Annotated in this window: 18 protein-coding genes; 16 read left to right on the top strand and 2 right to left on the bottom strand. The window is 53.5% G+C overall.

The annotated features are described in order from the left end of the window. Positions 1–6 precede the first annotated feature (6 nt). Positions 7–1,077 (bottom strand): YVTN family beta-propeller repeat protein, encoded by a 1,071-nt coding sequence (locus ACFQI7_RS08145; protein WP_218098787.1) that lies wholly within the window; start codon positions 1,075–1,077, stop codon positions 7–9. Between the two features lie 139 nt (positions 1,078–1,216). On the opposite strand from ACFQI7_RS08145, the gene ACFQI7_RS08140 reads away from it, so the two are divergent. The 9 genes from ACFQI7_RS08140 (at position 1,217) to ACFQI7_RS08100 (ending at position 10,303) form a co-directional block, all read left to right on the top strand. Next, complete coding sequence (locus ACFQI7_RS08140) at positions 1,217–2,170, top strand: sulfurtransferase (protein ID WP_218098786.1); 954 nt, start codon at positions 1,217–1,219, stop codon at positions 2,168–2,170. Between the two features lie 13 nt (positions 2,171–2,183). Continuing rightward, entirely contained in the window at positions 2,184–2,579 is a 396-nt protein-coding gene (locus tag ACFQI7_RS08135; RefSeq protein WP_218098785.1) for a rhodanese-like domain-containing protein, read from the top strand. Continuing rightward, a complete protein-coding gene (locus ACFQI7_RS08130) occupies positions 2,576–2,836 on the top strand; it encodes a sulfurtransferase TusA family protein (protein WP_218098784.1) in 261 nt (86 codons plus the stop codon). Before ACFQI7_RS08135 ends, ACFQI7_RS08130 begins: the two co-directional genes overlap by 4 nt. A 25-nt stretch (positions 2,837–2,861) precedes the next feature. Continuing rightward, positions 2,862–3,974 carry a YeeE/YedE family protein gene (locus ACFQI7_RS08125; RefSeq protein WP_218098783.1) on the top strand — a complete coding sequence of 371 codons (1,113 nt, stop codon included), beginning with the start codon at positions 2,862–2,864 and terminating at the stop codon, positions 3,972–3,974. A gap of 371 nt (positions 3,975–4,345) precedes the next feature. After that, entirely contained in the window at positions 4,346–5,320 is a 975-nt protein-coding gene (locus ACFQI7_RS08120) for an ABC transporter permease (RefSeq protein ID WP_230414896.1), read from the top strand. A 19-nt stretch (positions 5,321–5,339) separates the two neighbouring features. Continuing rightward, positions 5,340–6,206 (top strand): carbohydrate ABC transporter permease, encoded by an 867-nt coding sequence (locus tag ACFQI7_RS08115; protein WP_218098782.1) that lies wholly within the window; start codon positions 5,340–5,342, stop codon positions 6,204–6,206. Between the two features lie 56 nt (positions 6,207–6,262). After that, positions 6,263–7,804 (top strand): extracellular solute-binding protein, encoded by a 1,542-nt coding sequence (locus ACFQI7_RS08110; RefSeq protein ID WP_218098781.1) that lies wholly within the window; start codon positions 6,263–6,265, stop codon positions 7,802–7,804. Between the two features lie 85 nt (positions 7,805–7,889). Then, a complete protein-coding gene (locus tag ACFQI7_RS08105; RefSeq protein ID WP_218098780.1) occupies positions 7,890–8,816 on the top strand; it encodes a TauD/TfdA dioxygenase family protein in 927 nt (308 codons plus the stop codon). Between the two features lie 80 nt (positions 8,817–8,896). Continuing rightward, positions 8,897–10,303, top strand: coding sequence for a sulfatase (locus tag ACFQI7_RS08100; RefSeq protein WP_218098779.1), 1,407 nt, complete (start codon positions 8,897–8,899; stop codon positions 10,301–10,303). A gap of 48 nt (positions 10,304–10,351) precedes the next feature. Here the strand turns inward: ACFQI7_RS08100 and ACFQI7_RS08095 are convergent, their stop codons facing one another. After that, positions 10,352–11,245 (bottom strand): AraC family transcriptional regulator, encoded by an 894-nt coding sequence (locus ACFQI7_RS08095; protein ID WP_218098778.1) that lies wholly within the window; start codon positions 11,243–11,245, stop codon positions 10,352–10,354. A gap of 171 nt (positions 11,246–11,416) precedes the next feature. Here ACFQI7_RS08095 and ACFQI7_RS08090 point away from each other — a divergent pair, with 171 nt between their 5' ends. From ACFQI7_RS08090 to ACFQI7_RS08060, 7 genes are all read left to right on the top strand, one after another. Then, the gene (locus tag ACFQI7_RS08090) at positions 11,417–12,703 is read left to right on the top strand and encodes an ABC transporter substrate-binding protein (RefSeq protein WP_218098777.1); all 1,287 of its coding nucleotides are present in this window, start codon (positions 11,417–11,419) and stop codon (positions 12,701–12,703) included. A 38-nt stretch (positions 12,704–12,741) separates the two neighbouring features. Next, positions 12,742–14,115: a hypothetical protein gene (locus ACFQI7_RS08085; protein ID WP_218098776.1), complete on the top strand. Its 1,374-nt coding sequence runs from the start codon at positions 12,742–12,744 to the stop codon at positions 14,113–14,115. A gap of 501 nt (positions 14,116–14,616) precedes the next feature. Further along, positions 14,617–16,248 (top strand): spore germination protein, encoded by a 1,632-nt coding sequence (locus tag ACFQI7_RS08080; RefSeq protein ID WP_218098775.1) that lies wholly within the window; start codon positions 14,617–14,619, stop codon positions 16,246–16,248. A gap of 6 nt (positions 16,249–16,254) precedes the next feature. After that, positions 16,255–17,376 (top strand): GerAB/ArcD/ProY family transporter, encoded by a 1,122-nt coding sequence (locus ACFQI7_RS08075; RefSeq protein WP_218098774.1) that lies wholly within the window; start codon positions 16,255–16,257, stop codon positions 17,374–17,376. Continuing rightward, positions 17,345–18,580, top strand: coding sequence for a Ger(x)C family spore germination protein (locus ACFQI7_RS08070; RefSeq protein WP_230414894.1), 1,236 nt, complete (start codon positions 17,345–17,347; stop codon positions 18,578–18,580). The genes ACFQI7_RS08075 and ACFQI7_RS08070 overlap by 32 nt, the downstream gene beginning before the upstream one ends. Before the next feature lie 34 nt (positions 18,581–18,614). Beyond that, on the top strand, positions 18,615–18,827 hold the full coding sequence (locus tag ACFQI7_RS08065; RefSeq protein WP_218098773.1) for a CLC_0170 family protein: 213 nt from the start codon (positions 18,615–18,617) through the stop codon (positions 18,825–18,827). A 102-nt stretch (positions 18,828–18,929) separates the two neighbouring features. Beyond that, positions 18,930–19,910: a ribose-phosphate diphosphokinase gene (locus ACFQI7_RS08060; protein ID WP_218098772.1), complete on the top strand. Its 981-nt coding sequence runs from the start codon at positions 18,930–18,932 to the stop codon at positions 19,908–19,910. The last annotated feature ends 173 nt before the right edge of the window (positions 19,911–20,083 follow it).

Raw genomic sequence — 20,083 nt, 5'->3', positions numbered from 1 at the left:
CCGCAGTCAGCAGCTGCCGCCGATGCCGGGCAGCGCTTTAAGTTGGATGCCGTGAGGCTGCGCGCCGACGGTAATCCGGTCGACGACTTCCTGTTTCTCGGTATCGATCACAGCTACCTGATTGGAGCCGCTGAGCGTCACATACGCTTTCGTTTGCTGCCGGTTGAACGAAATATGCTTGGCGCCCGGCAGACCGGTGATCGTCTTCGATGCTTTATTGCTTTGCAAGTCCACAAACGTGACGGCGTTGCCTTCCATTCCCGTGACGATCGCGGTCTGGCCATTATCGCTTACGACGACATCCGTCGCTCCGTCCGCCACGTCGATTTTGCCAAGCAGCTTGCCGTCGGCGGTATTGTATATTTCAAGGGCGTGGTCGCCGGCCGTCGGAACGTACAGCTTTTTCCCGTCGTCGCTTACTTTGACAGCGCGCGGAATTTTCCCGGTAGCGATGGTGCGTTCGACCGTCTTCGTTTTTACGTTGACGATGTAGACTTTGTGGTTCTCATGGTCACTGACATACAGCTTGTCGCCGAGCAGGGCAACATAATTCGTTTTGGCGCCGGTGCCCAGATCGATCGTTCCCGCCTCTTTCCCTTCCTTCGTGTTGACGATATAAATAAACTGATCAGCTACAGTTGCCGCATATAACGTTTTATTATCGGGGGAAAGCACGATGCCGTGCGGCATGGGGCCGACGGGCACTTCCTTAACGACTTTTAACGTCTGCGTATTGATAATGGAAATCGTGCTGCTGTGCTGATTGGCCGCATAAGCTTCGCGCATCGTACTCGAGAAGATGACGGTCGACGGGGATTCCGACACCGGGATGTTCCCGACCACCTTGCCGGAGACCACATCGATGACGGAGATGCTGTTCTCTTTCTCGGAAGGGACGTAGAACTGGATGCTCGTCAATTTGCCGGCCGCCGGCGGATTGGCTGCCGCGGATTCGGCGGCGTTCACAGACTTCCCGTGCAGGCGCTGTTCCGCCTCCTGCTTCGTTTCCAGGGCGCATCCGCTTAACAAGACGGTTAGCGATGCGGCAACGAGTAAACCTTTTTTGTACGTATTCATTGCAGGCTCTCCTAACTTGAACAACATTTTCATGGACTCTAAAAATAATCATTGTATTTCTATCGGAATTAATGATATTATACAGTGGAATCGGGAAGGAAAGCAATCATTCATTTTCAACTTGTAGGGGGAAACATCAATGAAAAGCAAATGGATTACCGTAACCTTATTGGCTGTGGCCGTATTGTCTGCAGCTTGCGGTAAAAAAGAGGCACCCGCAGCGGTGAATGCAGGGGACGCCAAGACGAACGGATCGGCAGCGGTGGTGAAAACGTCCGATACGTATCCGAACGCACAGCTGCTTGCGGATGTGAAATGGGTGGAAGAGCATGCCAAGGATGGCAAAGTGAAAATATTCGACGTTCGCGCCAAAGGTTACGAACAAGGCCATATTCCCGGCGCGATCGCGTTAAACTCCGGTCAGCTTAAAGATGCCAAGAACAATACGATCCTGGCGACCGAGCCGTTCACCGAGCTGTTCCAGAGTCTCGGCGTGAACAGCGACACGACGGTGCTGCTGTATGATGAGGGCAATGCATTGAATGCGACGCGCGTATTTTACGCACTGGAATATTACGGACACAAAGACAAAGTGAAAGTACTCAACGGGGGATACGCAGCGTGGGCTTCCGCGGGCAAAGACGTATCGACCGACAAGCCGGCGGTGACGAAAGGCAATTTTGTCGCTAAGCCGAACGATAAGCTGGTCACTACGAAGGACCAAATCAAGGAATTGAACAAACAGCAGTGCGTGCTGCTCGACGTTCGTTCAGCCAAGGAGTATACGGGAGAAGACGTTCGGTCCCAGAAAGGCGGACATATCGATCAAGCAGTCAACAAGGAATGGAGCGATGCGATCGACGCGAGCGGGGCGGACGGCGTACCGAAATTTAAAAGCTACAAAGATTTGAAAGCGGCATTCGATCAAATCGGCATCGTGCAGGACAAAACGGTCGTCCCGTACTGCCAAACGAACGTGCGCGGGTCCCACACTTACTTCACTCTGAGACTACTCGGGTTCTCCGATATTCGTCCATATGAAGGCTCTTGGGCGGAGTGGGGCAATGCGGCTGACACGGAAGTCGTAAAATAAGGAGCGGATCTCATTGGCACAAATCATCGAAAATATATCCCATCTCGATACACAGGAACTGCTAGCTTTATCGGCTGACCCCGATCGTCAGGCCATCTTCATCGATGTACGGGAGCCAGAGGAGTACGAGGCGGCCCATATTCCGGGCATTCCGCTCATCCCGATGGGCGAGATTATAGATTTGATCGAACAGCTCGACCCGGACCGGGAGTATGTGTTCGTTTGCCGGAGCGGGCGGCGAAGCCTGGAAGTCGCCAAATTTTTCAGCGCGAACGGGTTTGAAAAAATACACAATTATTTGGGCGGCATGCTGCAGTGGCAGCAGGAAGCGCATAAGGTTGCTGCCGGCCGTGAGCATATCATCGATGCGTTTACATTAGAACAACTGGAGAGGAAGATTAACCTATGAGCTTGAGCGAACAACAATTACTCGAATTGAAAGCCGATATTACCGTCGATGCGGTGGGCGAGGTGTGCCCGCATACGTTGAATTTGGCGCTGGACGGCCTGAAACGGGCGAAGCCGGGCGAGATTGTCGTTGAAGTTACCGATCATACGATCGCAACCAAGACAATACCGGCAGCAGTGAAAATGAACAAGTACGGGGAGTTTCTCGGCGTTGCCAAAAAGAACGGGCAGTATCATATTTTCGTTAAAAAAATATAAGAACTGAGCTGGAAGGGGAAGACCGATGGCATACACATTGGATGTCTTTATACTGGCCGCTGTCTTCGGGTTCCTGTACGGGTTTCTATTGCAGAAGGCGGATTTTTGCTTCGTTGCCTCCATTCGCGACTGGATCAGCGTAAAAGATAACCGGATATTGAACGGCGTACTCGTGCTGATCGCTACGGCGCTGCTCGGGTGGGGACTTGTGCTGACGCTGGGCATCAAACAAGTGTCCGACGTCTGGACGGTACCGCTTGGAGGAGCGAACCTGCTCGGCGGCATTTTGTTCGGCATCGGGATGACGATTGCAGGCGGCTGCGGCTCGGGGACGCTGTATCGGTGCGGCATGGGATATGTGCAATTTTGGATCGTGCTGCTGTTTGCGATCGCAGGCAATCTGCTATTCGCCTTCTTTTACGACCCGTGGGCTAGGGATGCGCTGCAGCCTTTAACGCTGGTCAAGAACGGGTATACGTTGTACTCCCTGCCAATCCCTTACTGGGTCATTCCCGTCGTACTAATTGCGGCGATGCTTATTATTGCCATTTACCGGTACGGCGCGTCCGAATTTTGGGGCGGGGTGAAAGCGGCGCTCACCGATTGGGAGAAAAATCCGCTGAAGCAATCGCACTGGGACATTCGGCTGGTCGCCTTCCTGATCGGCGTCGTCGCGACGGTTCAATTCGCGCTCATGTCGAACGTGGGCATTACCGGGCCGGAGACGCGTATCGGAGCCGTTGCTTTGGCGCAATTGCTCGGCGACGACGTCGTATTCAACAACACCTATTTGAACGCGCTGTTTGCCGATTTTCCACGGGTCGGTTTGGGGCCGGAGGAAACGCTCGTCATTTTCCTCGTCATTGGCTCGCTTGCGGCATCGCTGCTGAGCGGAAGCTTTAAAATCCGCATTCCGCGCTCGTCCCGCTTGCCGTATGCGATCGGCGGCGGCTTGTTGATGGGCATATCGTCGCGGATCGCGCCGGGCTGCAACATCGCGAACGTCATTACGGGCGTTGGCGGGCTGTCGCTCAGCAGCGTATTGGTCATCATCGGTATGATGATCGGAATCTTTATCGTCGTCGCCTTCGTATTCAAAATGCCTTTGATGCTGTTCCAACGCTATGACTCGATGTAACGCCAAAAACACGGTTCTCTAGGAGAGTCGTGTTTTTGGTTCATAGATTTGCGTAAAAAAAGCGCTGCAACGGAATTGTAAATCCCGCTTAGGTCCATACGCTCATGCAAGAAAACCGTGGCTGCACGTGTACAATTCCTCGATAATTTTTTTTCGAAATTGGCATTGACAAAGATAGGCTGCAGGTGCTACGATCCATTTATGAATAAAACATAGTAATCACATCGGAATAAACAAATTACTTTTCATAAAGCCCGGCCGTCTACTGGTCCACCAGAGACACGACATTGAGATTTCATGTTGTGTCTTTTTTTGTTGCTCGTACGGGCCCGACGACAAGAGCTTTTACTTACGAAGGAGGGATAGACGGCATGTCCGTTATGAACAGCGATTATCGGGTCGAAACCGTCAACCGTGCTCCGAGACAGGCGGCAAGCAGCAAGAAAAAGCTTTGGCGTTACGTATGGTTTCATCGTTATTTATATTTGATGCTCGCCCCGGCGCTCGCCTACTACTTGATTTTTCATTACATCCCGATGTACGGCGCAATCGTCGCGTTCAAAGATTTCAGCATTACGAAGGGCATACTCGGCAGCGACTGGGCGGGATTCAAGCATTTTGCGTACTTGTTCTCTCAGGATAAGTTTTGGCAGGTGATCAAGAACACCGTCATCATTAGCCTGTACCGGCTCACCTTCGGATTTCCGGCGCCAATCATCGTCGCCTTGCTGCTCAACGAGGTCCGATCAAGGCTGTTCAAGCGTACGGTGCAAACGGCCATCTACCTTCCGCATTTTATTTCATGGGTCATTCTCGGAGGCTTGCTGCTCAATCTGCTGTCCACGGACAACGGCGTCGCCAATAACATCATCCGCACATTCGGCGGGACACCAGTCGGTTTTATGAGCGATGAATCCTATTTTCGCAGCACGCTCGTGTTCTCGATGATTTGGAAAGAGTTCGGGTGGAACACGATCATTTACATGGCGGCGCTGGCGGGCATTAACCCCCAACTGTACGAGGCGGCCCTGATGGACGGCGCCAACCGATGGCAGCGGCTGCTGCACGTAACGCTTCCGCTGATGCGGGGCACGATCATCCTGCTGCTCATCCTGAGGCTGGGCGGCATTATGGAAGCCGGCTTCGAGCAAATCTTCGTGCTGTATCATCCCGGCGTCTACAGCGTCTCGGACATTATCGATACGTACGTCTATCGCATCGGCCTGACCGAAGGACGGTTCAGCCTGGCGGCGGCGGTCGGATTATTCAAGTCGTTGATCAATTTCGTACTGCTCGTCCTGGCGAACCGGTTAGCGAGGATGATGGGAGAGCAGGGAGTATATTAATGAAGAAAGAGGAAGCGATATGCACCGTACGGGAACCGCAGGCAAACTGTTTGACTCCTTCAACTATGTGCTGCTGGCATTGCTGGCGCTCATTACACTGTATCCTTTCTGGGATACGCTCATCGTCTCGATCATCCCGCTGGATGAATATTTGAACGCAAGCATCCATCTGATTCCGAAAAGCATTACTTTCGGATCGTATCAATACTTGTTTTCTATGAAAGAATTGTGGAACTCCTACGGCGTAACGATATTCGTAACGGTTGTAGGCACGGCGATCAACATGCTGCTGACGGTCATGGCCGCCTATGCGTTGTCGAGAACGGAGTTGAAAGGCTACCGCGTCATCATGTTTCTCATCGTATTTACGATGATGTTCAGCGGGGGCGTCATTCCGACGTACCTGATCGTCAAAAATCTGGGCATGATGAACACCGTCTGGGCGTTAATCATTCCGAGTGCGATCAATACTTACAACTTGATCATCATGCGAAACTTTTTTTCATCGCTGCCGGACGGCCTGATCGACGCTGCGCGAATCGACGGCTGCAACGACGTGGGTGTGCTGTTCAAAATCGTCGTCCCGCTCTCCATGCCGGCCATCTCAACGATCACGCTGTTTTACGCCGTGTCGCGCTGGAACGAATTTTTTAACGCCGTCTTCTTTATCAGCGACAAAAATTTATGGCCGCTGCAGCTGTTTTTGCGCAGCATGCTGTTCGAGAACGAATCGTCGTATTCCGGCGGCGGAGACAGCCTGTTTCTGCTGGGGCCTTCCATTAAGATGGCGACGGTGATGGCGGCGACGATTCCGGTCATGCTCGTGTATCCTTTCTTTCAAAAATATTTCGTCAATGGGGTCATGATCGGCGGGGTCAAAGAATGACCGGCCGGTTCAAAACAAATACAACCTAATAAAGTTGATGGTGGAGGAAACGTACGATGGGGACAAACAAAGGAACATGGAACAAATGGATTGCGGGCGCAAGCGCAGCTTCTATGCTGCTTGCGGCCGGCTGCTCGAATAAGCCGGCAGGTTCCGAGGCGGGCAGCGCTAACGAACCTTACGAGCTGACGTATTTGACGACGGGAGACCAGGGAGCAAAGCCGCTCCAGCCGAACGACCGCATCATCGCGGAAATTAACAAACGGCTGGGCATTAAGCTCACCGTGAAAATTGTGCCGGAATTTTCATATGACAAAATCAATGTAGCGATCGCCAGCGGAGATTTGCCCGATGTCGTCACGACCCAATATCCGTCCGAATCGGTGTCGCAGTGGATTAAGGAAGGCATTGTTGTGCCGCTGAACGATTATTTGAAAGATACGCCGACGCTGAAAGGAAAGCTGGAGGGCGACTTGAAATGGACGGCCGTCGACGGCAAATTTTACGGCTATCCGTTCATCAGCGGGGTGGAGCGATCGAACTACACGCTGCAATTTAGGCAGGATTGGCTCGATAAGCTCGGGTTGAAGCCGCCGCAAACACTTGAAGAGCTGCATACCGCGCTTAAAGCGGTAGTGGAGAAAGACCCGGACGGCAATGGCAAAGCCGACACCTACGGTTTCATTACGAATAAGCCGAACGCAGGCGATGCGCTGACCGCTTTCGATTTTGTATTCTACGCCTATGGCTTGCCTAACGGTGACTATGCCAAAGATGATAAAGGGAATATCATCCCGAAATTCGAGCATCCCGCCTTCAAGAAAGGTTTGGCCGACTTGAGGAAATGGTACGACGAGAAGCTGATCGATCCGGAATTTATCGTATACGACCGCCCGACGAAGGAGCAAAAATTTTTCCAGAGCAAGGCGGGCTTTATGGACGGACCGTTGTTCCGCCATGTGAGCCGGATCGAGGGCAGCCTGCAGCAGGTCATTCCGTCGGGAAAACTCGGCTATACGGCGCCGCCCGCCGGACCGGAAGGGAAGCAGGGCATGGCTACGAAGTCGAAAAACGCCCTGTTCACCTCGGTGACCAAGAAGGCGAAAAATCCGCAAAAAGCGGCGCAATTTGTTGACTTTTTACTGTCTAAGGAAGGTCGCGAGCTGCTGCAGCTCGGCATCGAGGGTGTCCACTACACGAAGCAGGGGGACAAAATCAACTACAACGAGCCGGAGCGCGAGAAAGACGGCTTCGCACCCAACGGCTGGGCGCATCCGATCGCGTGGGGCAACGTCACCTGGCCGATCGACGAGAGCTATTTGCCGCAGACGGAGCCCAGAATCGAGCGGGCGCTTGATTCCGTGAAGGTGGCGTCCAAATACATTATGCCGAATCTCGTCAATAAAAAGACGGACGCCGAGATCGAATTCGGCAAAGCGGCCAATGAGGTTTATAACCAGTACCTTGTCAATTTGCTGAACGGTAAACTCGACGTCGACAAAGGGATCGCCGAATTAGGGCAAAAGTGGCGCCAGGCCGGCGGAGACAAAATTTTGAAGGCCGTCACGGAGGAATACAAGAAAAACGGCGGTAAATAATACGGAACCGAAGCGTGCAAAACGAACCATAGGTTCACTGCCGAAAGGCGTACCGATAATCGTCTATTTGAGAGGAGAATGTCATATGTCTGAAGTAGTAGCAAATCATGAACGTCCTTTGCAATTGCCGGATCGCGGCCTCAAAACCGGACCGCGCATCGTTCGCCCTCTGCCGGAAGGGGTGGAAGCTCAGCCGTACACGCTATTCGCCGTAAAGCCGCTCGGTCCGATCATCGGCGCAGAAATCGAAGGCGTTGATTTAAGCAAGCCGGTAACGCCGGAGCTGCAGCGGGAATTGAACCGGGCTTTGCTTGAATGGAAGGTGATCTTCTTCCGCGATCAGCATATTACAAGCGAGCAGCAGCGTACGTTCGCCCAGTTGTGGGGCGAGCTGGAAACCCATCCGTTCCTGCCGGTTGGGGATTCCGACGAAGTCGTCCGGTTCGCCAAAAACGAGAATGCCGTCGGTAGGGAAAACAGCTGGCACTCGGACGTGAGCTGGCGGCTCAATCCTGCGCTCGGCGCGGTGCTTCGGCTCATTGAAGTGCCGGAAGCGGGAGGAGATACGCTGTGGGCCGACATGGGGGCCGCTTACGACAACTTGCCGGATGAAGTGAAGCGGCGCATCGACGGCCTGACGGCGATCCATGATTTCACGCATGTGTTCGGGGTGAGATTGCCGGCGGATCAGCTGGCCGTGAAGCAGGCCGAATTTCCGGCAGCCGAGCATCCGGTCGTGCGCACGCATCCGGAAACCGGACGAAAGACGCTGTACGTCAATCCGAACTTTACGGTGCGGATCGTAGGGCTGGAAGCGGAGGAAAGCGAAAAGCTGCTGCAGTATTTATTCAGGCAAGCGCAAATTCCCGAATTCCAGGTGCGTTTCCGCTGGGAAGCGAACACCGTTGCATTCTGGGACAATCGCGCCACCCAGCATTATGCCGCATCGGACTACTATCCAAGCCCCCGCATTGCGGAGCGGGTCGCGATTGTCGGGGACCGTCCTTATTGATAAAATCAAAATAGCAAGCAAGAGCAGGGGAACCTGGCGGTATGCCGGATTCCTTTTGCTGCCGAAGGGAGCGTTCAGCATTGACCGATTTTGCAAGTAAGCCGCAGCCAAACCTTATTTTTATCCTGATCGACGATATGGGCTGGACCGATCTCGGGTGTTACGGAAGCTCCTTTTACGAAACGCCGCATCTGGACGCCTTGGCAGCAGAAGGGGTACGGTTCACGGAGGCGTACGCCGCTTGCCCGGTATGCTCGCCGACGCGGGCAAGCATCCTGACGGGCAAATATCCGGCGACGCTTGGCGTAACGAACTGGATCGGAGGAAAGGCACGGGGCAAGCTGATCGATTCTCCTTACGTCGACCACTTGTCCCTGGAAGAAAAGTCAATCGCCGCAGCGCTGAAGGAAGGAGGTTACCGTACGTGGCATGTGGGCAAATGGCATCTTGGCGGACGTGAGCATTATCCCGACAAGCACGGATTCGACGTGAACATCGGGGGCTGCGACTGGGGTTCACCGAAAAAAGGATATTTCAGCCCGTACGGGATCGAAACGCTCGAGGAAGGGCCGGAAGGCGAATATTTGACGGACCGGCTGACAGATGAAGCGATCCGGCTCATACGGCAAAACGACGGTTCGCCGTTCTTCCTGAACTTATGGCATTATGCGGTGCATACGCCGATTCAAGCGCATCCGGAGCTGACTCGGCGATTCGCAGCGAAAGCGAAAGAACAGAGACTGGATGAGACCGAGGCGATCGTGCAAGGGGAGCTGTTCCCCTCCGAGCACAAAAAGCATTTGCATGTGCGAAGGCGAGTCATCCAGTCCGACCCGGTCTACGCGGCGATGGTGCACAACCTCGATACGAACATCGGGCGGCTGATCGAGGCGTTAAAAGAAACCGGGCAGTACGAAAATACGGCGATCGTCTTCACCTCGGACAACGGGGGGCTGGCGACGGCGGAAGGGTCGCCGACCAGCAATCGTCCGCTGCATGAGGGGAAAGGATGGATGTACGAGGGCGGCGTCCGGGAACCTTTCATCGTCAGGTGGCCCGGCGTCACCAGGCCCGGGACGGTCTGCGACATTCCCGTGACAAGTCCTGATGTGTACCCGACACTGCTGGACATCGCCGGATTGGAACTGCTGCCGGAGCAGCACAGGGACGGCCGCAGCCTGGTCCCTCTGCTGCTGGGAGAAGGCTCTCTGGAACGCGAAGCGATCTATTGGCATTACCCGCATTACGGCAATCAGGGAGGTACGCCGGGATCGTCCATCCGCATGGGCGATTACAAGCTGATCGAGTTTTTCGAAGACGGGCGGCTGGAGCTGTACGATCTGAAGAACGACATCTCCGAGGCGCACGACTTGTCGTCGCAGCTTCCAGAACGGGCGCAGTTCATGCAGGCGAAGCTGGCGCAGTGGCGCGAACGCGTCGAAGCGAAAATTCCGCAGCCGAACCCGGACTTCGTTCCTTGGCGGTAACCGTTTGCGCCGTGCACTAGTACCGAGAGCAGTTATAACCGCTTACGCTTATTCCCGTATCGCGGTCTTCCTGTACCTTGTAGGCGACATGCCCGTATGCGCCTTGAACTTTTTGCAAAAGTAGCTGCCAGACGAGTATTCGGCCGAGCGCGCCACTTCGTCGACGGTAAGCTGCGTTTCGGTCAGCAGCTTCTTGGCGATCTCCAGCTTTTCCTGCGACAGCTTTTGCTTGAAGGTCAGCTGGAATTGTTTTTTCATCAGCCGGTGCAGATGGCGTTTGCTGACTTTCAGCTCGCTTGCCATTTGATCCAGCGACATATCGGGCGTTTCCGAATTCATGAGAGCATCGAGCAGATGCTCTCTTTTTTCGTTTAACGTTTTACGGGGCAGCGCATAATCGGCTTTATTCTCGCCCCGGTAGCTGCGAACGGCATTGACGATAATTTGCGAAACGTAGCTGCGGATGTTGTGGTAGTAACCGACCAGCCGATTGTCCAGCTCTTCCATAATTTTCTGGAACAGCTCGATGCTGCCGTACTCGTCTTCCCCGAACCAGAACCGCGTGGAAGACAACGTTTCGATGAGCGCCTCGGTTTCGATTCGGAGGAACTCGTTGTCCTCCTTTCTTTTTTTCGTTACGGTAATATCGAAGTTAATGCAGCATTCCGCGAGCGGATTGTCGGCATCGGTCATTTGTTCGTGATAAATCATCGGGCCGGTCAAATAAAACGTATTGGGCGTAATCCGGTAATCGTTTCCCTCGGCAATAAGCCGGCCGTACCCGTACGGGATAAAGTGCAGTTCATAGCCGCCGTGCGCATGCTTCTTGTTCGTGCGCAAGGAAGCGGGAACGAACCGGATATACCATACGTTGATTTGCAAATGACCCATCTGAATCCGCAAGTCCAAGTCGTCATAATCCCGGCGAAATTGAATTTCCATCCCCGTTCTCCTTTCGTTTTGTAGGATCAGGACATTTCTCTAGAAATATTGTCCATTATGTCTATTTTAAACCAAACGCATATTTGATACTATAACGAATTGTAAGGGTTTACATAGAAAGGCATCTCATGTAAGGCCGGGTCTTTTAAATAGAAAGGGAGGTTAACGATCATGGTCCATCCCATCGTGAAAAAAACAGCGGCAGCCTTGACCATTGCCGCTATCACGGCTTCTTGCAGCAATACGGGCAGCGCTCCTAAGCAACCGATAGCCGAGGCGCCACCGGTCACTTTGAAAATTTATATGTGGGACGCCATTTTCCAAGAGGAGGCGTTTCAGAAGCTGATTGCCGAGCCCGTCAAGAAAAAGTACCCGAACATTACGCTGCAGCAGGTGGTTCGCGGACCGAATGCGCAGCCGGAAAGCATCGTCACGAGCGACGACAATGCAGTCGATATCATTATGGCGTGGAACGACGTGCTCGTGCAGTTTCAGGATTTGAAGCTGCTCGGCGATATTACGCCGGACGTCAAGAAGGCGGGGCTCGATCTCGGCCGGTTCGACGCCCAGGTGCTCGACGGGATGCGCGACGGGGACAAGAAAGAGATTTTGTACGGACTGCCGTTCGCACAGGACTTTTACGCTTTGTTTTACAACAAAGATTTGTTCGACAAGTTCGGCGTAGCTTATCCGAAGGACGGCATGACGTGGGAGGATGCGATCGAGCTGGCCAAGAAGCTGACGCGCGAAGACGGCGGAGTGCAGTACAAGGGGCTTGACCCGGAAGGGCCGGAGAAGCTCGGCAATGCGCTGTCCTTGCCGTTTGTCGACGCGAAGACGCAGAAGGCGACGCTCGATACCGAAGGCTGGAAAAGAGTATTCGATACGCTCAAGCAAATTTACAGCATCCCCGGCAACCAGAATACGATCTCGAACCATGCAGGAACGGTAAACCGTTTCGCCAAAGATAAAAATGTGGCGATGTACGCTTCCCATGGCGTGGTGAGCGGCCTGGCGCAGTCCGATGTGAATTGGGATATCGCCCAATATCCGAGCTTCAAAGACAAGCCGAATTTGTACGGCATGGTGAAAGCGTACGCGCTCTGCATTACGACAACAAGCAAACATCGCGAGCAGGCGATGCAGACGCTTCAGGTGATGACCTCCGACGAAGTGCAGCTGGCTTATACGAAATCGACGGCCATGCTGTCCGCACTGAAAAATCCGGAGATGAACAAACATTTCGGCGAAGACTTGCCGCTGCTGAAAGGCAAGCATATCGAAGGGATTTTCAAAAGCAAGCCGGCTCCGTTCGTCGCCCAGTCGACGTATTCGGGCAAGGCGCGTCCGTCGCTGGAGGCGAAGTTCAAAGACGTGATGGCCGGCAAAGATATCAACACGGCGCTGCGGGAAGCGCAGGAAGAAGCGACTAAGCAGATCGATGCGTTGAAGAAGTAAAACGGCAGCTCAATCGAAACGGAAAGGCGGAAGATCCGATGAATAAAATCGCAAAGGCGCTTACCCTGACGATGGGCGGCATGCTGCTGCTCGGTCATCAAGCGTTTGCGCTGACGCCGGCTCAAGAGATCGGCTCGGTCATGGGAGGCGGCAACTTCACGAACGGCAGCGTGACGCAACAGAATCAGTTTGCCGCCCTTCAGACCATCGGGGCGCGCATGGCCCGCATGAACGTATACCCTCAATATTATTACGCGAAAGGACAGCCGACGCCGGCACGATTGGACAGCGTGATGCTGCAGGCATACCAGAGTGGCGTAACTCCGATGATGCTGTTCGAATATTACGGCTCATACGCCAGTAAGGGGCAGCCGCTCGGCGATTACGACTATTGGTACAGCGTCGGTTACGCCTTCGCCGAGCGGTTCCGGCCCGGCGGCGCCTGGGCGCAGGCGAACGGCATACAGGACTGGGGCGTTACGATCTATACGGCGATGAATGAGCCTGACGTGGAAAATTTGATCGATAAAACCGCGTACCGCAACGCGCTCGAGGGGCTTGCGGACGGCGTCCATGCGGTGGATGCCGCCTTGAAAGTGAATCCCGGCGGTTTCGCCCGGGCGAATTCGCACAGCGATTATTCGCTCCGGGGCTACGGTCCCGCCATCGCCGACCTGTATAACACCGGCAAGCTCGACGGGATCGACCTGCATACATATTTCGACGTCCAGTACAGTCCGATGGACGGCATGTACAAATTTTCCGCACAAAGCAATTTCGATTCGGTCAAGCGCGTGTCCGGCATTACGGCGGACGTGAACTTTTACTCGACGGAATTCAATTTCAAGAAGCGGCTCGTTACCGAAGAGGAAGCGGCCAAGGGCTTCCTGACGGCGATATGGGACCATCTCGGCGTCGTGAAAAACGACGGGGCAACGTCCGCCACCGAATTCGCCTTTCCGTGGAGCTTATTCAACTCGGCGGCAACCGATACGAATTACGGGATGAATACGAGCTTGAGCCCCTGGACGCCTACCGCCCGCGCAAGCACGCTGCAAACCGTTCTGGACAAGGCCACCGGGATGTCGTTTGTGTCCATGGACCCGAAGGGAACCGGAGAATACGTGCTGAGCGGAGGCGGCAAAAAAATGTGGGTATGGCAAAACCGGCCTTATTGGACCAATCATGCGGGAACTTCCTATACCGTTACCGGTATTCCGCCGGGAGCTTACAAGCTGGAAGTGATCGGTTGGGACGGCGTCCGGCAATCGATTCCGCTGGCGGGCGAAACTTCCGTGACGATCAGCCAATTGGCGGAAAAGGAGACGTACATGTTCGTCGCGTATACGGAGGCGAGCAGCGCGGAGGCCGGCGGAGGGTCCGGCGAAACGGGAGCCGCACCGACGCCATAGCTCTTGTAGCACGCTGAGGTACTGAGAGCGTTAACACGACGGCGCTCCCCCTCCCCAAGACGATACGAAGAAGCAAAAATAATCAGGGCTATTCCTCAGCCGTTTCCCGGCTTTGCGGAATAGCCCTTCTTGCATGTGGACCGCCTGTTTCTTCGAAACGAGCATCCGGTGCTCGAACGTATAGAGCGAGCGTCCTGCACATCGTCAGGATGGCGAAAGCTTGCGCTTTGCGCAGCCGAATATGCGGCAAATATTCGCGCCATTTGCGGCGTGGTGCCCCGAATCGCTTGCACCACTTGCTCTATCGAAACGAGTTCCACGAGCTAGGCGCGCTTTGATATTCGCTGAATCCAATCGTAACCCCCGTTGCGCCGCGGAATGACGACAAATTTTTTCGGAGGCATCGTTTAAACGGCATGAAATCTGTCCATTCTATTAATATCATTGGTACTCTAGTTTCCGAGAAACGATAGAGGTAGATCGGTAGGTGTAAACAAAACGATGTCCATTTTCAAATGGCTCAACAAGTTTAAAAAAAAGCGTCCGGCCGTTCAAGTGCCGAATTCGTTTTCCGAACAAGCGGGCAGCGCGAATATTAGCGGCAGACTGGAAGAAACGATAGCTTCCGTCACTCGGATTTTGGGCGGCAACGACGATCTGGGCATACGTCGTTTTCATGTTTTCGGCAAGTATCCCGCTGTCATGTTCTACTATTCTACCATGACCGACCAAGTGATGATAAATGCCGATATATTAAAGCCGTTCATGTATATGCCTCCTCACCTGGAAGGAAAGAACATCGAATTGAACCGGTTGAAGGATACGCTGCTAAACGATTCGCTGTTTCACAGCGAAGTGATGACGGATAGCCGGATCGGCAAACTGGTCGGAGGCGTGCTGCGCGGCAATACGATCGTTATCGTCGATGGGCTGACGGAAGCTTTCATTATCGGCACGCGCCATATTGAGCAGCGGGCCGTCGATCAACCGGCGACCGAGCAAGTCATTCGCGGACCGCGCGAAGGCTTTGTCGAACTGCTCGGGACGAATATAGGCTTGCTTCGCTACCGGCTGCAAACGGCCGATTTACGTATTCAAACGATGGAAATCGGACGCCGGACCCAGTCGAAAGTCGCGATCTGCTATATGGAGGGAATTACGAATCCCGAGCTGGTGAAGGAAGTCGAGAAACGCCTTTCCGGCATCGATATAGACGCCATTCTCGACTCGGGCTATCTCGAACAATTCATTGAAGATAACCATCTGTCCCCGTTTCCGCAAGTCCAGTATACGGAGCGGCCGGACAAAGTGGCTGCCAACCTGCTGGAAGGCAGAGTGGCGATTATGGTAGACGGCTCTCCGCTGGCTCTTGTCGTTCCTACCGTGTTCAGCCAGTTCTATCAAACGGTAGAAGATTATACGGAACGCTTTTTGCTGATGAGCGCAATTCGACTCGCTCGGCTTGTCGCTCTCGTATTTTCATTGGTATTTCCATCGCTTTACGTTGCGATTATTTCCTTCAATCCGGAGCTGATCCCGACGGAATTTGCCGTCGCCGTCGCCGGTGGACGGGCGGGCGTCCCTTTTCCTGCGATCATTGAAGTGCTTGTAATTGAAATTTCAATGGAAGTGTTGCGGGAAGCGACGATCCGCTTGCCGCAGCAGGTCGGCGGCGCGCTCTCCATTGTCGGCGTGCTTGTTGTCGGTCAGGCCGCGGTGGCGGCGGGATTCGCGAGCCCCATCACGGTCGTTATTATCGCGCTGACGACGATCGGGTCGTTCGCCACGCCGGCCTATAATGCGGCGCTGGCTCTGCGGCTGCTGAGGTTTCCGCTCATTGTGCTGGCAGGTATTTTCGGCCTTTACGGCGTGATGATCGGCTTGATCCTTATCGCGAATCATTTGCTTTCCTTGAAATCGTTCGGCGTCCCTTACCTAAGCCCGCTCGTTCCGGGCAATTATGAAGGAATGAAAGACGTCGTGATTCGCGGCCCGTTATGGTGGATGAATAAGAGACCTTCCTTTCTGCATCCTCTCGATAAAACGAGATTGAGCGAACAGACGATGGAACAGCTGAAACAACCGCCGAATAATGTGCTTGATCCATTAAAATTCAAAGATCCGAAGGAATGATCGCGCATGCAGTTTACACGACAAATCACTACAATTCAAGCGGCTGCCATTTTGGTCAGCACGATCATAGGCGTAGGGGTGCTCCCGCTTCCGCTGTTTGCCGTTCGCGCAGCGGATTCGGGTGCCCCTCTAGTTACCTTGCTCGCCATGATGCTGGCTTTCGTAGGGTTAGCTCTGGTTGCCCTGCTCGGGATGCGGTTTCCCAATAAATCGATTATCCAATACAGTGAGGACATTATAGGGAAATGGCCGGCATGGATCGGAAGCTTGTTTATTATCGCTTTCTTCGCCATGCTGACATCACTTACCGCGCGCGAGTTCGGTGAAGTGGTTGTGACCTCCGTTCTGAAAACGACCCCCGTCGAAGTAACCGTTATCGTCATGTTGGTGCTGGCGGCGATTTCTACGCGCAATGACCTTACAACGTTTGCCTATATTCATCACTTTTATTTTCCCGCTCTCCTGGGTCCCGCCTTGCTGATCGTCGCGCTTTCCTTGAAAAATGCGGAAATGATCAACTTGCAGCCGATCTGGGGAAATGAACCGAAAGGGATGATGGGAGGGGTGCTTACGATCGCCGCCTTGTTTCAAGGATCCTTTATATTGACCGCGGTCATTCCGGCCATGCGCCGTCCCGAAAAGGCGATGAAGGCAAGCATCCTCGGCATGCTGATTGCCGGAGGGCTGTATGTAGCCATCGTCATAGCAACGGTCAGCGTATTCGGAGCCGAAGAGAGCAAGCTGCTGCTGTGGCCGACGCTTGAGCTGGCCAAGGCAACATCTCTGCCCGCAAACATATTGGAACGGCTTGATGCGGCGTTTCTTGCCGTTTGGGTAACCGCCGTGTTTACCACTTTATTCTCAAGTTATTATTTGACGATTCATTCCATGAGCAAGCTGTTCCGTCTGCGTGATCATCGCATGTTTTCACTTTTTCTTCTGCCGATTGTGTTTGTGATGGCGATGCTGCCGCTCAACATATTGCATATGTACGAAATTATCCAGAACGTCGGCCGCATCGGGCTCATTATTACGATCGCGTATCCGGGCGCGCTATTGCTGATCTCGATCATTCGTAAGAAGAGAGGGGATCGCGTTGGGAACAACCCGATGGATCAGAGCGCTTAAGCTGCTCTGCATCATGCTGCTCCTCGTTCCCCTGCTGACCGGATGCTGGGACCGGCTAGAAATCGAAGAGCGCGCCGTGGTGCTGGGGATTTCGGTCGACGAGGCGGAACCGGGATCGCAGAAAGAAGAGGACGAGGTTTCCCATCTCAAAGACCGGTTTCCCGCGCCGCAAAAAGAAATGGTTCGCGTCGCCGTCCAAATCGCCATTCCCGGTAGAATTCCGCTTGGCCCGGGAGAGAGCGGAGGAGGCGATCGCGGGGCGGGAAAGTCGGTCTGGGTCGTAGACGTGGTGGGCCATACGATCGACGATGCGCTGATGAATTTGCAGCAGCAAATGTCAGGCCGTTTATTTTTCGGCCATTTGCGCGTGATCGTCGTCTCGGATGCCGTAGCGAGAAAAGGGCTGCAAAATTTGAACGATTACTTTCGACGCAACTCGGAAGTGCGGAGAATGGCCTGGCTGCTTATTTCCAAAGGAAACGCCGAAGAGCTGATGGCGGCATCGCCGAAATTGGAACGCGTGCCGACGCTGTATTTGATATCGACCATGGATAGCGCCGTCAAGATGGGGAAATTTCCGAACGATTTCGTAGGAAACTTTTGGAGCAATTCCTCAAAGAAAGGACAGGAAGGCCTCCTTCCCTACGTGGAGCTGATGAAGGAAGACAACGTTGAAATTTCGGGACTCGCTATGTTCAAAGGCGATAAATTGGTCGGTATAACGCAACCGCTTGAAATTGGCGCGTACATGGGGATCAAAGGGATGAATCCGGCAGGGTACCGGGGAATCATCAGCGTGGGCGGAGCTCAGAATACCGTTACGCTGTATGCAACTCACCGCAAAGCCAAAATCGACGTTCAGATCAAAAACGGCCTTCCCCATTTTACGGTAACCATTCTCAACGAACTCAACATCGAGGAAAAAATAAGCGACCAATTTCTCATCGAAAACCCTGAGATCATTAAAGAAATCGAGCGGGAAGACGAGAAAGCGGCAATAAAACTGCACGAAGGCTTGGTTAAAGAAACGCAGGAAAAAGGATCCGACATTTTCGGCTTTGGCGAATATGTGCGGGCGAAAGAACCGAAATTTTGGAACGAGCAAGTCCAGACGAAAGAGCATTGGCAGGAAATGTACAAAGACGTTTCGGTCGATGTGCAAATCGACATTAAAGTTCGGCGTGTAGGAATGAAAGCCAGATAACGAATAATGCGATGCAAGAGAGGGGGCGGTTCGGATGATTGGCACCGGTTCCGTCGGTTATCTCGGTTACGCGATCTCGTTATGGCTCGTAACCGGGGTTATTATTTTACGGTTGGATGTAAAAGGATACGAATTATCGACGATGATGAAGGAGAAAAAGGTTGCCCGGTTCGTCGGTTGGCTCAATGTTTGCCTCGGATTCCTGATGCTGATAGGGTATTGGTCGATGCAGAGCTGGGAATGGTAGAGGCCCGTCGAAGGCTTCATAATTTTGTCACCCCATTCCTTGTCCGATTATGGAATAATGGGTAATGTAATCCATTTCGTAGCTGAAGGGATAGGGGCCAGAATGTCCATTGGTGAAATCAAGATTTTTGCAGGAAGCTCCGGTAAAGCGTTTGCCGACAAAATGTGCCGGTATATGGGGGCGGATGTCGGCCGTTCGGAATCGTTTACGTTTTCCGACGGCAATACGTTTGTCCGAATCGGCGAGACGGTGCGGGACAAAGACGTATACCTTGTGCAATCGATCGGTCTTAAGCCCAACGACGAATTCGTAGAGATCTTGTTTTGGATCGATGCCTTCAAACGGGCGAGCGCCAACACGGTCACCGTCATTATGCCCTATTTCGGTTATGCGAAAGGCGACAAGAAAGACGAACCGCGAGTATCCATTAGGGCCAGAGTTTGCGCCGAATCGATCGAACTCGCCGGGGCCGACCGGGTTGTGGCCATGGACCTGCACAGCCATCAAATTCAAGGATTTTTCAAAAAACCGGTTGATCATTTGTTCGCACTCCCTGTTCTGTGCGAGACGCTCATGCGCATGCAGCTGCCCGAGCCGGTCATTGTTTCGCCGGATGCCGGCTTTGCCAAACAAGCCCGGAAGTATGCGGACTATATTGGCGCACCGCTTGCCATAGGAGACAAGACGAGGAAGGATCATAGCGAACGGGCCGAAATCATGGAGCTGATCGGCGATGTGCGCGGGAAGACGGCGGTCATTATCGACGACTTCTCTATCTCCGGCGGGACGCTGGTCGAACTGGCCGGGCTGCTGGTCAAACGAGGGGCTGCCCGAGTGCTGGCCTGCCTGTCTCATCTCGTATTAAGCAAGGAAGCCGTGAAGAAGATCGAGGACAGCCCGATTGAGCTCATCATCGGCACCGATTCCATCGACAATCCGCATATTGCCGAGTGTTCGAAGGTGATGGTCGTTTCCATCGCTCCTCTATTCGGAGAAGCCATCAGCAGAATTCATAGGAGAGAATCCGTCAGTCCGCTGTTCGAAAAAGTTCCGGACAAGCTGATCACCTGTTCGTTTGACTAATATGATTGCTTCAAGAGTCTGCCCCGGCAGGCTCTTTTTTTTTGGATTTCCCTTGTATGAGACTCCAAATCAAATGTCATCCTTTTTTCCACAATTGTCCAATGGATGTGTGCATGAGCCGTCTCCTATAAAATGCGTCTTCCATAGCTCTCGCGCAAGCGCGTATCGGCGGT

This window comes from Paenibacillus allorhizosphaerae, assembly GCF_042659105.1.
In the GTDB taxonomy this organism is placed as follows: Bacteria; Bacillota; Bacilli; order Paenibacillales; family NBRC-103111; genus Paenibacillus_G; species Paenibacillus_G allorhizosphaerae.
The sequence above is the reverse complement of the archived record's forward strand: the minus strand, read 5'-3'. Positions and strand labels throughout refer to the sequence as shown.

What these genes read in the sequence shown, in the direction of transcription:
- ACFQI7_RS08080 (WP_218098775.1), top strand. Translation starts at nt 14,617, where the DNA reads ATGTCCATTTTCAAATGGCTCAACAAGTTTAAAAAAAAGCGTCCGGCC.
- ACFQI7_RS08105 (WP_218098780.1), top strand. Translation starts at nt 7,890, where the DNA reads ATGTCTGAAGTAGTAGCAAATCATGAACGTCCTTTGCAATTGCCGGAT.
- ACFQI7_RS08115 (WP_218098782.1), top strand. Translation starts at nt 5,340, where the DNA reads ATGCACCGTACGGGAACCGCAGGCAAACTGTTTGACTCCTTCAACTAT.
- ACFQI7_RS08120 (WP_230414896.1), top strand. Translation starts at nt 4,346, where the DNA reads ATGTCCGTTATGAACAGCGATTATCGGGTCGAAACCGTCAACCGTGCT.
- ACFQI7_RS08130 (WP_218098784.1), top strand. Translation starts at nt 2,576, where the DNA reads ATGAGCTTGAGCGAACAACAATTACTCGAATTGAAAGCCGATATTACC.
- ACFQI7_RS08140 (WP_218098786.1), top strand. Translation starts at nt 1,217, where the DNA reads ATGAAAAGCAAATGGATTACCGTAACCTTATTGGCTGTGGCCGTATTG.
- ACFQI7_RS08065 (WP_218098773.1), top strand. Translation starts at nt 18,615, where the DNA reads ATGATTGGCACCGGTTCCGTCGGTTATCTCGGTTACGCGATCTCGTTA.
- ACFQI7_RS08075 (WP_218098774.1), top strand. Translation starts at nt 16,255, where the DNA reads ATGCAGTTTACACGACAAATCACTACAATTCAAGCGGCTGCCATTTTG.
- ACFQI7_RS08125 (WP_218098783.1), top strand. Translation starts at nt 2,862, where the DNA reads ATGGCATACACATTGGATGTCTTTATACTGGCCGCTGTCTTCGGGTTC.
- ACFQI7_RS08090 (WP_218098777.1), top strand. Translation starts at nt 11,417, where the DNA reads ATGGTCCATCCCATCGTGAAAAAAACAGCGGCAGCCTTGACCATTGCC.
- ACFQI7_RS08110 (WP_218098781.1), top strand. Translation starts at nt 6,263, where the DNA reads ATGGGGACAAACAAAGGAACATGGAACAAATGGATTGCGGGCGCAAGC.
- ACFQI7_RS08145 (WP_218098787.1), bottom strand. Translation starts at nt 1,077, where the DNA reads ATGAATACGTACAAAAAAGGTTTACTCGTTGCCGCATCGCTAACCGTC.
- ACFQI7_RS08060 (WP_218098772.1), top strand. Translation starts at nt 18,930, where the DNA reads ATGTCCATTGGTGAAATCAAGATTTTTGCAGGAAGCTCCGGTAAAGCG.
- ACFQI7_RS08085 (WP_218098776.1), top strand. Translation starts at nt 12,742, where the DNA reads ATGAATAAAATCGCAAAGGCGCTTACCCTGACGATGGGCGGCATGCTG.
- ACFQI7_RS08095 (WP_218098778.1), bottom strand. Translation starts at nt 11,245, where the DNA reads ATGGAAATTCAATTTCGCCGGGATTATGACGACTTGGACTTGCGGATT.